We start from the raw sequence: 15,028 nt of genomic DNA, 5'->3' as shown, positions 1-15,028 counted from the left end.
TCAGCCATTTCAGGGTTGGCGGAGGACGTTGAATGGTCGGTTGAATGTTGACCCGACAACGCATTACTTATAATGGTTCAGGATCCGGTGGAGCAGAGGAGAGTTCATGGCTAGCACGCGCGACAATGGGACGCAGGCGCGCCCTCAGGTTCATGATGCGTTCGACAACCCTCCCAAGGGGCCAGTCGGCGTACATCGCGGGCCTCGTTCCCTGTCGATCAGGGTTCTGCCCTACCTGCTGGTGGTTGTCTTGGCGGTGCTGTGTGGTCTGGGTGTATGGGCTGCGGTCAGCGGTTCCCTGCCCTGGCAGCAGACGCATACTGAAGCCTCCCGGGTCATCAGCAGCCACCTGCCGAAGCGTTCAGCATCTTCTTCCGCTTCAAGCAGTGCGACCGCTACTGATCAAGCCTCCCAAGAACAAACTTCTGAGCCTTCCTCCCAGTCGCCTTCAGCGAGCGCTTCCAGCAGCAGCCCGGCTCCCGTGGTCAACCGGGGCACGCAGGTTACCGTCATCAATGGAACCAGGGCCAACGGGTATGCCGGCAAGAAGCGCCAGGTACTGGTCAATGCCGGTTACACTGCGGTCACGGCATCCAACCCGCAAGATGCACTGCCTGGCGTAAGCACGGTCCGCTACCGTGACGAGGCCGACAAGGCCACGGCCCAAGAGGTGGCCAACCTGCTGGGTATCACTCAGGTGGAACAGTCCTCTGTGGCTTCCGCTCCGGTGGAAGCCATCCTCATGCAGTGAGTCCGGTCAGCCGGACAGCGGGGAAATACGACGGCAAAACATTCAGAATTTCGGCTCGGCGTTTTGCAATTGCTTCATAAATAGGCCTAAACTGACTTTGCCGACCAGGCAGATGCGGTCAGTCTCGTATCTGTTGTGACGCGGCACCTATGTTAAGGAAGTTAGTTATGGCACAAGGCACTGTGAAATTCTTCAGCGCTGGCAAGGGTTACGGATTCATCAATCCTGACGATGGCGGCGAGGACGTGTTCGTGCACTACTCAGCCATTCAGTCCGATGGTTTCAAGACCCTTGATGAGGGAGATAAGGTCGAATATCAGGTGGAGCAGGGCCCCAAGGGTCTGCAGGCAACCAAGGTCACCAAGCTCTGATTGTCGTCTTCTGTATTCGTCATGGGGACCCCGGGTTATTCCGGGGTCCCTTTTTATGACTCCTTAGACAATATCCAGACGCTGAGCCAAGATTGTGCAGGATATGGATTGTCTGCAGACGCGGCCGATAAGTTAAGTCTGATATGACATACAGCCTGCAGCGTATTTTCCCTTCGGGTTGGCACTCGGCCCCAGCGAGTGCTAATCTGCTGAATTAGCACTCGAGGTGCGGGAGTGATAACACGATAGCTGACGATCGGGTTCCATTCCACGCCGACGGTGGGTTATAAAACCTCAAGCCATGACGGAGGAAGCAACAATGGCAAAAATCATCGAGTATGACGAGGAAGCTCGTCAGGGCATGCTTGCCGGCCTGGACAAGCTGGCCGACACGGTCAAGGTCACGCTGGGCCCCAAGGGCCGCAATGTGGTGCTGGACAAGTCCTACGGCGCACCGACCATCACTAACGATGGCGTCTCTATCGCCAAGGAGATCGACCTGGAGGATCCTTACGAGCGCATCGGCGCCGAGCTGGTCAAGGAAGTCGCCAAGAAGACTGACGATGTCGCAGGAGACGGCACCACCACTGCGACTGTGCTGGCCCAGGCCCTGGTGCATGAGGGTCTGAAGAACGTGGCCGCCGGGTCCAACCCCATCGCCCTGCGCCGCGGCATCGAGAAGGCTGCTGACGCCATCGTCAAGGAACTCGTGGCCCAGTCCAAGGAAGTCGAGACCAAGGACCAGATTGCTGCCACTGCCACCATTTCTGCAGGTGACCCCGAGATCGGCAATGAAATCGCCGAGGCTCTGGACAAGGTCGGCCAGGATGGCGTGGTCACTGTTGAGGACAATAACCGCTTCGGCCTGGACCTGGAATTCACCGAGGGCATGCGTTTCGACAAGGGCTACATCGCTCCTTACTTCGTCACCAACAACGACGACCAGACCGCCGTTCTGGATGATCCTTACATTCTGCTGACCTCGGGCAAGGTCTCCAGCCAGCAGGACGTGGTTCACATCGCCGAGCTGGTCATGAAGACCGGCAAGCCCCTGCTGATCGTGGCCGAGGACGTGGACGGCGAGGCGCTGCCTACCCTGATCCTCAACAAGATCCGCGGCACCTTCAACTCCTGCGCTGTCAAGGCTCCTGGCTTCGGCGACCGCCGCAAGGCCATGCTGCAGGATATGGCCATCCTGACCGGTGCACAGGTTGTCTCCGATGAGCTTGGTCTCAAGCTGGACTCCATCGACATGAGCGTGCTGGGCACCGCCAAGAAGGTCATCGTCTCCAAGGACGAGACCACCATCGTCTCCGGTGGCGGTTCCAAGGACGAGGTCTCCGCCCGCGTGGGCCAGATCCGCACCGAGATCGAGAACACCGATTCCGACTACGACCGCGAGAAGCTGCAGGAGCGGCTGGCCAAGCTGGCCGGCGGCGTGGCCGTCATCAAGGTCGGCGCAGCCACCGAGGTCGAGGCCAAGGAGCGTAAGCACCGCATCGAGGATGCTGTCCGTAACGCCAAGGCCGCCATCGAAGAGGGCCTGCTGCCCGGAGGTGGCGTGGCTCTGGTTCAGGCCGCTGCCAAGGCTGAGAAGGATGTCAAGCTGGATGGCGACGAATCCACCGGCGCCTCCATCGTCTTCCGCGCCATCGAGGCCCCGATCAAGCAGATCGCCGAGAACAGCGGCGTCTCCGGTGACGTGGTCATCAACAAGGTCCGTTCGCTGCCTGCTGGTCAGGGCTTCAACGCCGCCAATAACGAGTACCAGGACCTGCTGGAAGCAGGCGTGGCCGACCCCGTCAAGGTGACTCGTTCCGCGTTGCAGAACGCAGCCTCCATCGCCGGGCTCTTCCTGACCACCGAGGCTGTCGTGGCCAACAAGCCTGAGCCTCCGGCACCTGCCGCCGCTCAGCCCCAGGGCGACATGGGCTACTGATCCTTTAAGGTTCGGCCGGGCTTTCGGCTGAACCTAGTGATCGCCAAGGACGGGGGCCTGCGCACCGGGCAATGGTGCGCAGGCCCCCGTTTCTTTTATGGTCTGCTTTCGTTTATCGTCTGTTCTGTCTTTCCAGATGCTTGCCAGATCTGGGCCCGATATGCCATGGTCAAATAGCTTTGAGCTGCCAGCACATCGGTCCGGTGCTCAGGCTCCGGCGAAGAGGCGTGTGGCCTGGGCTTCCGTATCTGCATAGAGAGCAGAAGCTTGGGTTAAAGCCGCCTGGATGCCTTCAAGTGCCTGTTCCATCTGGGCTTGAGAGGCGCGCCACTGCTGGGCCACTGTGGCGAATTGGCTGGCCGCCGAGCCTTGCCAGACACTTTGGAGATTGTCCAGGTTGGTGTACATTCCCGCCACGGCATCTCTGATGGCCCCTATCGAGCCGCTGACTGCGCCGGAGGCGGTCTGTATCTGATCTGAATCAACTTGGAACCGTGTCATGGTTGTCCTTTCCGTGAATGGCGGTGATGGTGGGGGAGTCCGATGCCGTCAGCCGCTACTGTGGACACTATGACAGTGTTCACGCAGTTGCCCCGTCCACGGATCCATGTGGTCGAACGAGTCTTCCTCCACAAGGCGAGTCCGGGCTGCGCTCCGGTCATGGGGCGGGTTCTGGCTTTCCTGCTTTTGATGGTTTTGATGACGAGCGCCCTTGGACCGACCAGGGTCTTTGCTGATGAGCCTCAGACCGGGGCCGGAACCATGACCGACACGATCACTGATCCACAGAATCTGCTGGGCTCGGATGTAGGATCCGTCAAGGATGCGATCAAGGAGACTGCAGAGCAAACAGGGGTATCGGTCCGACTGCTCTACTTGCCGCATTTCTATGAGGGCGTCAAGCCGGAGATCTGGGCATCCCGGGTGCTCGAATCGATGAAGCCTGCCCAAGACACGGTTATGCTGGCCGTGGCCTCTCAGGACGGCAAATTGGTGGTGGCAGTCTCCAGCAACTCGCAGGCCTGGCTCAAGGACCAATCCAGCGTGGATCAGCTCTCGCAGGCTGCTCTGGAGCCGGTCACCAAAAGCCGCAATCCTGACTGGGTGGGCTCGGCCAAAGCCATGATGACCCAAGTGGAGACTCTTGACCAAAACCACAGACATCACCGGGTCATGATCATCGCTCTTTCGGTAACGGTTGTGGTCCTGGTCGTTCTGGGTATAGCCGTTACGATTTGGTGGCGTCGCAGCAGCCGAAGCGGGGCTCATCATCGCAGGTCCAGTTCAGTGAAGAAGAAATCACGCCCGGCAGAGACGGTCAGCGAACTTTCAGACAATACCCAGAAAGAGGCGGCAAGCTGAAGCCATGAGCAAACCGACGCAAGCACAACTGGTCGTGGTCGACGACGAACCGTCCATCAGGGATCTGCTGGTGGCTTCCCTGCACTTCGCGGGCTTTGCGGTTGAGACCGCAGCGTCCGGCTCCGAGGCCATTCAGGTCATTGAGCGCATCCAGCCCGATCTGATCGTCCTGGATGTCATGCTGCCTGACATCGATGGGTTCACAGTCACCTCCCGTATCCGTCAGGAGGGAATCGATGCGCCGGTGCTCTTCCTGACGGCCAGGGATGACACCCAGGACAAGGTCATGGGGCTGACTGTGGGCGGTGACGATTACGTGACCAAACCCTTCAGCCTGGAGGAGGTCGTGGCCAGAATCAAGGCCATACTGCGCAGAACCCGCGAGCATCAGGAGGACGACCCGATCATCCGCGTGGGCGATCTGGAGATCAACGAGGATTCCCATGACGTCACCAGGGCTGGCCGACCAATCGACCTGAGCCCGACCGAATACAAGCTGCTACGCTACTTAATGGACAATGAAGGTCGCGTGCTCAGCAAGGCCCAGATTCTGGACCACGTCTGGCAGTACGACTGGGGCGGCGATGCGGCCATTGTGGAATCCTACATCTCCTACCTGCGCAAGAAGGTGGATGGTATCACCGTCAGCGACGGGCATGGCCGGGAACACAAGGTCATCCCGTTGATCGAGACCAAGCGAGGAATCGGCTATATGATCCGGGCACCCAAGCAGAACGCATCGGACGGCGGCGATGGCGACTAGTCCCCAGAGTCCGACCCCTAAGACAGAACAGTCGGCTGTTCCCGACCCGAGGTCGGCTGACAGGTCCAGGTCGTTCAAGGGTTCGGACTCCGGCATGAGAGCCGACGCCAACAAGCCGCGGGGCAGGTCTATGCCCAGGTCGCCTCTGGCTGCGATTCCCTTAAGTACCAAACTTGTGGCCAGCATGCTCATCCTGCTCATCGTGGGTACGGTAGGCGTTTCTGTAGCAATCTGCCAGATGGCCGACGACTACCTGATGAAGCGCACGGACTCGCAGCTGATCCGCCAGGCCAATCTGGGAATCCGCAATGCCACCCTTTTGCGTCAGGAGGATCTGAGCAAGAACGGCCTGGGCCCCACCGACTACTTCCTGCAGATCCGTGACGACGACCTGCATATCATTTCGGACGATCTGAATCCCATGCAGGTCAACGGGGTCATCTCCCGCCCGCGTCTGCCTGCCGACGGCAGCATGGACTCGATACCCCTTGGCCAGCCGACCACGGTACCAGCATACGTGCGGATCTCTAAACAAGCCTCGCCAGACCGCGACACCATGAAGCGAGCCCGGGCCTCCTGGCGTGTGGTTGCCATGCAGTGGAAGTTGCGCAATGAACTGGACGGGTCCGAAATCAGCGGCGTACTCTTCATCGGTTTGTCCATGAGCGACCAGGATGAGGCTGTACACGATCTGACGGCTTTCTGCATGGTCATCTCCGCCGTGGTGGTTCTTCTGGGCGGGATTATCTCGGTCCTGCTGATCCAGTCCACTCTGGTTCCCCTCAAGCGCATCGAGAAGACTGCTGCAAAGATAGCGGCCGGCGACCTTTCCCAACGCATTCCCAGCTTCCCAGAAAATACCGAGGTGGGCTCCTTGGCGGCATCCCTCAATGCCATGCTGGCACGAATCGAGCATTCCTTCGACGAGCAGCGCCAGACCACTGAAAAGATGAAGCAGTTCGTTTCGGATGCTAGCCACGAGCTGCGTACCCCTCTGGCCGCCATCCACGGCTATGCAGAGCTCTACAGGATGCAGCGCGACTATCCAGGGGCTTTGGAGCGTGCCGATAAGTCCATTCGGCACATCGAGGATTCTTCCACCAGGATGACGGTCCTGGTTACGGATCTGCTTTCGCTTGCTCGTCTGGATGAGGGCAGGGGGATCGACCCGACCCTGTCGGTCGATCTGACTGGACTGGTGCGGGACGGAGTGGATGACCTGCATGCCCTGGACCCGGATAGAGATGTGGCTACAGGAAAGGTTTGCCTGCATACCGAGGATCAGCCTGCCCCTCAGGAAATGCAAGCTACGGCCAACAAGGGACTGCCAGGCCTCAAGGGACGCAACAAGGAGAAAATCACCGTGGGCGGGCACCTGGGCCCATCGGTCAGCCTGGACATTCAGGAGGGATCTCTGCCCTCGGTACAGGTGACTGGCGACCCCAGCCGTTTGCGTCAGGTGATCACCAATATCGTGGGCAATATTCACCGCTATACTCCATCTGATTCCCCGGTCCAGGTGGGATTGGGCCTTGTCAGGGCAACCATCGCTCCAGCGGATTTGACAAGGCTGGAGGCCACTGAATCTTCGCTGGGACGACTGACAGAGGCGATTCAGGTGGCAGAGAACAGCCATGTGGGCACTGACTACGCCATCATTCGCGTGGTTGACCACGGGCCAGGTGTCCCCGAGGAATCCAGGGCCAGGCTGTTCGAGCGCTTCTACACGGCCGACCCGTCCAGGGCTCGGGAGAAAGGCGGCACGGGGCTTGGACTGGCCATCGTCCAGTCTATTGTCAAGGCCCATCAGGGGTTCATCTGCGCTTCGCAGACCCCGGGTGGCGGCTTGACCTTCACCATCGTCATGCCACAGGGCGTCAGCCGGGATCAGGGGCACGTTGAGGACCAGGCCAATTCTGCCGCCAACCATCCCGTACGCCTATGACAAGATGGGTCGTCCTGCCCGCTCCAGTCAGGTAGACTAATTTCGGATATATTTGTTCAAGAAGCAACGTAAGGAAGTGGCAGAGCATGCCCAGCGGGAGAGTACGGTGGTACGACGCCAAGCGGGGGTTCGGGTTCATCACGGATGAACAAGGTGGGGATGTCTTCCTGCCCTCATCAGCCCTGCCTGCCGGGGTATCCACCGTACGTAAGGGATCCCGGGTGGAGTTCTCGGTGGCGGAGGGCCGCAAGGGGCCCCAGGCCCTGGATCTGAAGCTGATGGGGCCGACTCCCTCCATCCTGCGCGCCAAGCGACCTGATCCGGACGATATGGCCGCCATCGTGGAGGATTTGATCAAGCTGCTGGATTCGGCTGGCAACGGACTGCGTCGGCACCACTATCCAGGTCGGGCCGAATCCGCCAAGCTGGCCACCCTCCTGAGGGCTGTGGCCGATGACTTTGATGTGCCGGACTGAGTGGACGGCGAGAGGAATCCGACGTGGATCGGTCTTGTCCGGTCCCACTGATGATGAAGGTGTGATAGATGGTTCAAGAGGACCTAGATCCTGAGGAACTGGCCAGGCGAGTGGCTCTGAGCGTGGCTGCCGACAGTGATGAGGTCGGTGAACTGGTCGGCCGTACCCCGATCGGGGATGGAGTCTGGGACTACCGGTTCGCCTCGGCCATCAAGGGCTACGAGGGCTGGCAATGGTCGGTTACCCTTTACCGTGACGAGGATGCCGATACCTGGACTGTGGATGAATCGTCCCTGGTGCCCACTGATGCGGCCCTTCAGCCTCCGGCATGGGTTCCTTGGAAGGATCGCCTGCTGCCCTCGGATCTGAGCGTGACCGACGTCATGGGAACCGATCCCGACGATCCCAGGCTGACAGTCGGATACAAGCCAGCGCAAGCTAGTCTTCAGACTCACGAAGACAACGAAGAAGCCAGGACAGAATCAGCATCGGTTGATGCTGATGGTGCCGATCAGGAGAATGATGGTGCGGTCTTCCGCCTGGTAGATCGCTCAGGTGACGAAAAGGACATTCAAGGGCAGGAACCGAATGATCAGGTTTCTCTTGGCGCACAGACCTCTGTCGCCGACCTGGATGAGGCCGTCGATCGTTTTGCTCTGAGCCGCCGACACGTGATGACCGCCGAGGCCAGGGCCACAACTGCCAAGCGCTGGTACGAAGGTCAGCACGGTCCCAAGTCCCTGTCGACCCGAACGGCCAGGGGCAAGACATGCGAGACCTGCGGATTCATGATTCCCCTGGCAGGCGATCTGGGGACTATGTTCGGCGTGTGCGCGAATCGTTGGAGCCCGGACGACGGTCGCGTGGTCTCCCTGGATCATGGTTGCGGCGAACATTCTGAGATCGAGCCCCAGGAGGAGTCCCATCTTTGGGTTCAATCCCAACCGGCCTATGACGATCTTCATATTGATGTGGTCAGGCAGAAGCCACGCGAGGAGCGCCCTGAGGTGGAGCTCATGGAGCAGATGGAGTCGGAAGACGGTTCAGGGGACTGATTCCAAGGCCTCGTTGCGTTCAGAGCGCAATCACCGGCGGGCCGAGAATAAACGTCACCGTAAATCTGTAGAGTGAATTACGGATCAAAGGGAAGGACAAGTATGTTCGAACGGTTTACCGACCGTGCGCGGCGGGTGATTGTGCTGGCGCAGGAAGAGGCCCGCACCCTGCAGCACAACTACATCGGCACCGAGCACCTCCTCCTGGGCCTGATCAGGGAAGGTGACGGTGTTGCCGCCAAGGCCCTGGCCTCCAAGGGCGTGGAACTGGATGCCACACGCAAGCAGGTTGAGGAGATGATCGGTAAGGGCAATGCGGTCCCCAATGGGCACATCCCATTTACACCGCACGCCCGTCAGGTCTTGGAGCTGTCGCTGCGCGAAGCTCTTCAACTGGGTCACTCATACATTGGCACCGAGCACATCCTCCTCGGCCTCATTCGTGAGGGTGAGGGCGTCGGCACCCAGGTGTTGATCAAGATGGGTGTAGACCTGGGCGATCTGCGGACTGCCACTATTGACATGATTCGCGGCAACCATGAAGGCGGCGACGCTGGCAAGGGCGATCTGGCCAATGCCGGCGGCGTTTCCAACAAGGGTGGGCAGACCGGTTCGGCCATTCTGGACCAGTTCGGCAGGAACCTGACCCAGGAAGCCGCTGAAGGCAAGCTGGACCCGGTCATCGGCCGAGCCAACGAGATTGAGCGGGTCATGGTCGTCCTGTCCAGGAGGACCAAGAACAACCCGGTGCTGATCGGTGAGCCTGGCGTGGGCAAGACTGCCGTGGTCGAAGGCCTGGCGCAAAAGATTCATGAGGGCGATGTTCCAGAGACGCTCAAGGGCAAGCAGGTCTACTCGCTGGATCTGGGCTCTATGGTGGCCGGTTCCCGCTACCGGGGCGACTTCGAGGAGCGTCTGAAGAAGGTGCTCAAGGAGATCAAGACCCGGGGCGACATCATTCTCTTCATTGATGAGATTCATACCATCGTCGGTGCAGGTTCGGCCGATGGGGCCTTGGGCGCTTCTGATATGCTCAAGCCCCTGCTGGCCCGCGGCGAGCTGCAGACCATCGGCGCCACCACTACCGACGAGTACCGCAAGTACATCGAGAAGGATGCAGCCCTGGAGCGGCGATTCCAACCCATTCAGGTCTCCGAGCCCACAATCGCCCAGACCATCGAGATCCTTAAGGGTCTGCGCGGTCGCTACGAGCATCATCACCACGTCACTATCACTGACAAGGCCCTGCAATCGGCGGCCGAGCTCTCTGCACGCTACATTCAGGACAGGAACCTGCCTGACAAGGCCATCGATTTGATTGATGAGGCCGGCGCACGTCTGCGCATCAAGCGGCTGACCGCCCCGCCGGAGCTCAAAGAACTTGATACCAAGGTGGATCGTATCTCAGCTCAGAAGGACCAGGCCATCAAGGACCAGGACTTTGAGAAGGCCGCTCAGTTGCGTGACAGCCAGGAGAAGCTGGAGGCCGAGCGCAAGGAGAAGGAGAAGGCCTGGCACGAGGGCGAGTCCGACGTGAAGATGGTTGTCGACGAGGACGTGATTGCCGAGGTGGTCTCCTCGACCACCGGCATCCCGGTCTTCAAGCTGACCCAGGCCGAGTCCAAGAAGCTCCTGGGTATGGAGAAGGAGCTGCACAAGCGGATCATCGGCCAGGATGAAGCTGTCTCCGCCCTCTCCCGTTCCATCCGTCGTACGCGTGTCGGTCTTAAGGATCCAAAGCGTCCTGCAGGTTCCTTCATCTTCGCTGGACCCACCGGCGTGGGCAAGACTGAGCTGGCCAAGGCTCTGGCCCAGTTCCTCTTTGACGATGAGGATGCCTTGATCCGGGTGGATATGTCCGAGTTCTCGGAGAAGTACTCCACCTCTCGTCTATTCGGTGCCCCTCCGGGGTATGTGGGATACGAAGAGGGCGGCGAGCTGACCGAGAAGGTCAGGCGTAAGCCATTCTCCGTGGTCCTCTTCGACGAGATCGAGAAGGCTCATCCGGACATCTTCAACACCCTTCTGCAGGTGCTGGACGACGGTCATCTGACCGATGGCCAGGGTCGCATGGTGGACTTCAAGAACACCATCATCATTCTGACCACCAACCTGGGAACCCGCGACATCGCCAAGGCGGCCAACACCGGCTTCAATGTGAGCGGCAACACCGAGACCTCCTATCAGAGGATGAAGGACCAGGTGACCAGTGAGCTCAAGCAGCAGTTCAGGCCTGAGTTCCTGAACCGCCTGGATGACATCATCGTCTTCCAACAGCTGACCGAGCCCCAGGTCCGCCAGATCGTCGATCTGGACATCGCTCAGCTTAACGATCGTCTCTTTGAACGCCACATGTCCCTGGATCTGACCGACAAGGCCAAGGACCTGCTGGCCGAGAAGGGCTTCGATCCGCTCCTGGGCGCCCGGCCTCTGCGCCGCGTCATCCAGCGCGACATCGAGGATGCGGTCTCTGAGAAGATCCTCATGGGCGACCTTACGGACAATGAGTCCGTCCAGGTTGACGCCGAAGGCGAGGGCATCCTGGGCGAGTTCACCTTCACTGGCAAGCCTTTCGAGGGACCCCGGCATGCGGCCAGCTCTGCCGATGGGCAGAACCAGGAGCCTGAACTGGTTGGAGCCCCAGTGTCTGCTACCCCAGATGCCGATCTCTCTGAGGATGCCTCTCAGGCAGATCGGGTGGAACGTCCCTTGGGTGATGAGCCGCCAGAGGGTTCAGCTGAGTAAACAGGCCATGGACATTCTCTTGATGTGTTCGGCAGAGGAACCAAGGATTTAAAACACGATGATGGGGGTGGAGAACACAAGAGGTGTTCTCCACCCCCATCATTGCTATTTCCGGAGTCTCCGCCATGGTAATAGGCTGGGCCTTGAGCCCTTCAGCTTTGATAAGCCGGTAGGTGGGTATGCATACCCCCTCAAGTATCTTCGAAAATGGATGGGCAGGAAGTGGTCTTTGTCCTCAAATCCCTGGTCATTCTTCATGTAAAAGCGGGTTTTAAACCCCTGCGATCCCCCTGGTGGAAGAGGAAGTTAATGGAACCAAGCCGTAGTCGTTGACAAGAATGATGATGTTTTTTCCTGTTCCGGTATGGCAGCGAGGACACCTTGGTGGCGCATGAGGAAGAATGCGTGTCCTCTGAAGTTGAAGATTTCCCGATTTGGTGCTGCCATGCGCAGTCCATGCAGCAATGTTCATATTCGACGGAATAATCAAAGGTGATCCTGACTGCCAGGATTCCTTGGGGCCGCTGCATAGGGATCCAACGGCATTGACCATTGCATCCTAGGGCCCGGCGAAACTGGTGACAATCCCGATCACCTTTTTCTGACCCAGCTTGTCGTCTTCGGGAATATGCTGAGTCTGCCGAACAACTTCCGTCTTCCTGCTGTAGTCATAAGGTACCTGCCAGTCTGCCGGGGCATGGCTCAGTTCATGAATCGCATCCTTGCAACTCCCGACGATCGCGATTGTCGCTACCTTGTTGACATCAAACAAGGCTACGTTGATATTGACGAACCATACTGGGGGCTCTGGGAAGACGGTATTCGAGGCCGAGATAAAGTCGGTGTACTTGGTTCCGGTGCCGATTATCAGGTCGGTTGGCTGGCTCCGGTTGATTGGCTTATGTGAATCTGATGGAGCTGAAAGACTCGACATTCGGTGGGCGCTCATAGACTGATAGCCTCCCTTGGCTGACTGAGGGCTGCCACTGGGATGCCGATGTGTTCAGTGAAGACGTTCGGTTGCTTGCTGGCTGGCTGAAGAGTAGACCGTGCCGCCGCTGGCGATAGTGAAGGGAAGTTTACTAGTTCATATGGTTGTGGCTGTAGCCACAGCATCCGCATCCGGCCGGGCCTGCTGATTTTCCAGGTGCGTTGCTTAAAAGAGTGGCGGGGAGTCGAGGCTTCGGCCTGAACATCGAGCGTTGCCGCCCTGTTTTGGCTTGGACTGTCAGTGTTTCCACGGCATTGTTCAGGGCGGTTAATCCTATTCCGATAGCGGCCGATACGCTTAGGGCATCATTGCCGGAGATGTCATAGGAGCGTTCATTCCTCAATCTGTTGCAAGATTGAACCGGCACGACGGGTTGAGACAATATAGCTGGGCTGCAAGAGGAAGGGAAGGCAGAGGACGATCAGCCTTGCCGTGCCAGTGTCTGTCACCAGGTTGGCGGATCCTGGACCTATTCGGCTATCGCGGCCATGGCCTCTATGGTTCTTAAGGCGTGTTTAGAGCACGGCGACGTGGCTCAAACTTGTTCATTGTGCGCTTGTATGAAGCGTATTTGTTTTGCTCTTCTAAGAACGTCCACCCAAGGCTGCAGACATTGCCATGTTCCATAATGCGCATGGGTATCTTTAGAGAAGCTGTTGGCCTGTCTGCCGTGGATGACTTGTTGGGCCTCTAAGATCCGCGCCATCTGCCTGGCTGCCAATCGTATCACGCCCTTTTGGCGTATCCTCCGCTTTCTTGTATACCGACCCTGAGTAGTTGCTGGCCCATTGCCATCGGCGCCATTTCCCTATCTCCCTCCTGCTAGGAACCGGACTAGGTCATGCTTATCAGAGCAGTTGCTACTGACTGCAAATGCGAAAGATATCACTAAATGGACAAATTGTCTGAAATTTAGTATGTTAGAAATGTTTATCCAAACACAGGAATGTATTTGCTGCAAAGAAGCGCTGAAAGTGAGGAATAGACAGTATGTGGAAATACAAGGTCGAGTCATTACTTCCCCAGTCGGGAACGAGCTTGTTTATCGACGGACAGTGGAGGGCTGCCGACAGTGGCCGGGTATTTGAAGTGGACAACCCTGCCGATGGCTCTACGCTCTATCAGGCATCGGACGGGGATGGGCAGGAGGCGCTGGCTGCCCTGGACAGTGCTGACAGGGCCCAAGAGTCCTGGGCCCAGTCAACGCCGCAGGAGCGGAGGGATATACTGCAAACAGCTTATGAGGCTCTGATGGATAACAAGGAGATTTTTGCAGAGCTGATGACACGTGAGATGGGCAAGAGCTTCAAGCAGGCGCTGGGAGAGGTGGACTACGGCGGCGGCTTTCTCAAGTGGTTCTCAGAGGAGGCCATGCGTGAGTATGGCAGGACTTTCCGCCTGCCGGACGGCCGCAAGGGTCTGGTTACACACGATCCGGTGGGACCCTGTTACTTGATTACCCCCTGGAACTTCCCGCTGGCGATGGGAACCCGGAAGATTGGCCCAGCCTTGGCTGCAGGAGATACCGTGGTGGTCAAACCTGCCGCGATGACTCCTCTTACCACGCTGGCGTTAGTGGAGATTTTACGGCAGGCAGGGGTGCCTAAGGGCGTGGTCAATGTCATCACCACCTCCCATTCCTCTCACATTTCAGATGCCCTCTTTGCCGACCATCGGTTACGTAAGGTGAGCTTTACCGGTTCCACCCCTGTGGGTGTCAAGCTGATGAAGCAGGCGGCCGACAATGTGCTGCGCACTTCCATGGAGTTGGGTGGCAATGCCCCCTTTGTGGTTTTCGATGATGCGGATATCGATGCGGCCGTTGACGGCGTCATGCTGGCCAAATTCCGCAACTATGGAGAAGCTTGCACTTCAGCTAACAGGATATTGGTCCAAAAGGGGGTTGCCGACCGGTTTGTGGCCAAGGTGAAGGAGCGTATTGAGGCTCTGGTCGTGGGTGATGGCATGGATGAGGCAACCGATATCGGTCCCCTGATTGACGTCAAGGCTGTAGATCGTATCGGGCACTTAGTTGATGAAGCAGTCAGCGAGGGGGCGGAGCTGATCGTCGGTGGTCACAGGGATGAGCACGGTGAACGATACTTCCAACCGACGCTTCTGGACCGTGTCCCCCGCCAATCTCGGGTATACACTGAGGAAATCTTTGGACCCGTCCTGGCTGTAAGCCGCTTTGACAGCGACGAAGAAGGCATCCAGGCCGCTAACGACACGCCGTACGGACTGGCAGCATATGCCTACACCAGTTCGATAAAGCGCAGTGAACTCATGCAACGCCGTAGTGAGTCTGGTGTCCTGGCCATCAATTCCGGCGTGCTCTCCGATGCCACGGTTCCCTTCGGCGGAGTCAAGCAATCAGGTGTTGGCAGAGAGGGCGGAGCCGAAGGCATCTTTGAGTATATGACCACGAAGTATACCCTTCTGGTTCCCTGATGCTCAGTTTTGTGGTCTTCAAACCTAAGCGGTTGGAGACAGATTGAAGGGGGCAGATCCGCACAAGTTTTCGCTAGGTCCTGTCCACCTCAAGCCTCCTGATGGTGGACTTCCTTGTATGCCGGATAACCTGCCGACACCATATAATGTGCACTGGGCATAGATGGATGGCCAAACAT

The 15,028-nt window shown here is 58.4% G+C and carries 12 protein-coding genes; 10 read left to right on the top strand and 2 right to left on the bottom strand.

Annotation, left to right across the window (positions count from 1 at the left end; genetic code table 11):
• Window positions 1-106 precede the first annotated feature (106 nt).
• The 3 genes from DKK74_RS05480 (at window position 107) to groL (ending at window position 3,061) form a co-directional block, all read left to right on the top strand.
• Window positions 107-751 carry a LytR C-terminal domain-containing protein gene (locus tag DKK74_RS05480; RefSeq protein ID WP_110413150.1) on the top strand — a complete coding sequence of 215 codons (645 nt, stop codon included), beginning with the start codon at window positions 107-109 and terminating at the stop codon, window positions 749-751.
• Window positions 752-918: 167 nt separating this feature from the next.
• The gene (locus DKK74_RS05475) at window positions 919-1,122 is read left to right on the top strand and encodes a cold-shock protein (protein ID WP_015022108.1); all 204 of its coding nucleotides are present in this window, start codon (window positions 919-921) and stop codon (window positions 1,120-1,122) included.
• A gap of 319 nt (window positions 1,123-1,441) precedes the next feature.
• Window positions 1,442-3,061 carry a chaperonin GroEL gene (gene groL, locus DKK74_RS05470; protein ID WP_015022107.1) on the top strand — a complete coding sequence of 540 codons (1,620 nt, stop codon included), beginning with the start codon at window positions 1,442-1,444 and terminating at the stop codon, window positions 3,059-3,061.
• Between the two features lie 207 nt (window positions 3,062-3,268).
• Here groL and DKK74_RS05465 read toward each other — a convergent pair whose 3' ends face one another.
• Window positions 3,269-3,562: a WXG100 family type VII secretion target gene (locus tag DKK74_RS05465; RefSeq protein ID WP_015022106.1), complete on the bottom strand. Its 294-nt coding sequence runs from the start codon at window positions 3,560-3,562 to the stop codon at window positions 3,269-3,271.
• 69 nt (window positions 3,563-3,631) lie between these two features.
• On the opposite strand from DKK74_RS05465, the gene DKK74_RS05460 reads away from it, so the two are divergent.
• From DKK74_RS05460 to DKK74_RS05435, 6 genes are all read left to right on the top strand, one after another.
• Window positions 3,632-4,423, top strand: a complete 792-nt coding sequence (locus DKK74_RS05460; RefSeq protein ID WP_219997355.1) for a TPM domain-containing protein — start codon at window positions 3,632-3,634, stop codon at window positions 4,421-4,423.
• Window positions 4,424-4,427: 4 nt separating this feature from the next.
• Window positions 4,428-5,186: a response regulator transcription factor gene (locus DKK74_RS05455; RefSeq protein ID WP_110413148.1), complete on the top strand. Its 759-nt coding sequence runs from the start codon at window positions 4,428-4,430 to the stop codon at window positions 5,184-5,186.
• Between the two features lie 94 nt (window positions 5,187-5,280).
• Entirely contained in the window at window positions 5,281-7,131 is a 1,851-nt protein-coding gene (locus DKK74_RS08835) for a sensor histidine kinase (protein WP_309146457.1), read from the top strand.
• 86 nt (window positions 7,132-7,217) lie between these two features.
• Complete coding sequence (locus DKK74_RS05445) at window positions 7,218-7,607, top strand: cold-shock protein (RefSeq protein WP_110413147.1); 390 nt, start codon at window positions 7,218-7,220, stop codon at window positions 7,605-7,607.
• A 68-nt stretch (window positions 7,608-7,675) separates the two neighbouring features.
• Entirely contained in the window at window positions 7,676-8,662 is a 987-nt protein-coding gene (locus tag DKK74_RS05440) for a DUF3027 domain-containing protein (protein ID WP_110413146.1), read from the top strand.
• 102 nt (window positions 8,663-8,764) lie between these two features.
• Window positions 8,765-11,407 (top strand): ATP-dependent Clp protease ATP-binding subunit, encoded by a 2,643-nt coding sequence (locus tag DKK74_RS05435; protein ID WP_258334468.1) that lies wholly within the window; start codon window positions 8,765-8,767, stop codon window positions 11,405-11,407.
• 559 nt (window positions 11,408-11,966) lie between these two features.
• On the opposite strand, the gene DKK74_RS05430 is transcribed toward DKK74_RS05435, so the two are convergent.
• A complete protein-coding gene (locus DKK74_RS05430; protein WP_110413145.1) occupies window positions 11,967-12,356 on the bottom strand; it encodes a hypothetical protein in 390 nt (129 codons plus the stop codon).
• A gap of 1,032 nt (window positions 12,357-13,388) precedes the next feature.
• Here DKK74_RS05430 and DKK74_RS05425 point away from each other — a divergent pair.
• Window positions 13,389-14,849 (top strand): NAD-dependent succinate-semialdehyde dehydrogenase, encoded by a 1,461-nt coding sequence (locus tag DKK74_RS05425; RefSeq protein WP_110413144.1) that lies wholly within the window; start codon window positions 13,389-13,391, stop codon window positions 14,847-14,849.
• Window positions 14,850-15,028 lie beyond the last annotated feature (179 nt).

The sequence above is a fragment of the Bifidobacterium asteroides genome, assembly GCF_003202755.1.
Lineage (GTDB): Bacteria > Actinomycetota > Actinomycetes > Actinomycetales > Bifidobacteriaceae > Bombiscardovia > Bombiscardovia asteroides_F.
The sequence above is the reverse complement of the archived record's forward strand: the minus strand, read 5'-3'. Positions and strand labels throughout refer to the sequence as shown.

What these genes read in the sequence shown, in the direction of transcription:
- DKK74_RS05480 (WP_110413150.1), top strand. Translation starts at nt 107, where the DNA reads ATGGCTAGCACGCGCGACAATGGGACGCAGGCGCGCCCTCAGGTTCAT.
- DKK74_RS05475 (WP_015022108.1), top strand. Translation starts at nt 919, where the DNA reads ATGGCACAAGGCACTGTGAAATTCTTCAGCGCTGGCAAGGGTTACGGA.
- groL (WP_015022107.1), top strand. Translation starts at nt 1,442, where the DNA reads ATGGCAAAAATCATCGAGTATGACGAGGAAGCTCGTCAGGGCATGCTT.
- DKK74_RS05465 (WP_015022106.1), bottom strand. Translation starts at nt 3,562, where the DNA reads ATGACACGGTTCCAAGTTGATTCAGATCAGATACAGACCGCCTCCGGC.
- DKK74_RS05460 (WP_219997355.1), top strand. Translation starts at nt 3,632, where the DNA reads ATGACAGTGTTCACGCAGTTGCCCCGTCCACGGATCCATGTGGTCGAA.
- DKK74_RS05455 (WP_110413148.1), top strand. Translation starts at nt 4,428, where the DNA reads ATGAGCAAACCGACGCAAGCACAACTGGTCGTGGTCGACGACGAACCG.
- DKK74_RS08835 (WP_309146457.1), top strand. Translation starts at nt 5,281, where the DNA reads ATGAGAGCCGACGCCAACAAGCCGCGGGGCAGGTCTATGCCCAGGTCG.
- DKK74_RS05445 (WP_110413147.1), top strand. Translation starts at nt 7,218, where the DNA reads ATGCCCAGCGGGAGAGTACGGTGGTACGACGCCAAGCGGGGGTTCGGG.
- DKK74_RS05440 (WP_110413146.1), top strand. Translation starts at nt 7,676, where the DNA reads ATGGTTCAAGAGGACCTAGATCCTGAGGAACTGGCCAGGCGAGTGGCT.
- DKK74_RS05435 (WP_258334468.1), top strand. Translation starts at nt 8,765, where the DNA reads ATGTTCGAACGGTTTACCGACCGTGCGCGGCGGGTGATTGTGCTGGCG.
- DKK74_RS05430 (WP_110413145.1), bottom strand. Translation starts at nt 12,356, where the DNA reads ATGAGCGCCCACCGAATGTCGAGTCTTTCAGCTCCATCAGATTCACAT.
- DKK74_RS05425 (WP_110413144.1), top strand. Translation starts at nt 13,389, where the DNA reads ATGTGGAAATACAAGGTCGAGTCATTACTTCCCCAGTCGGGAACGAGC.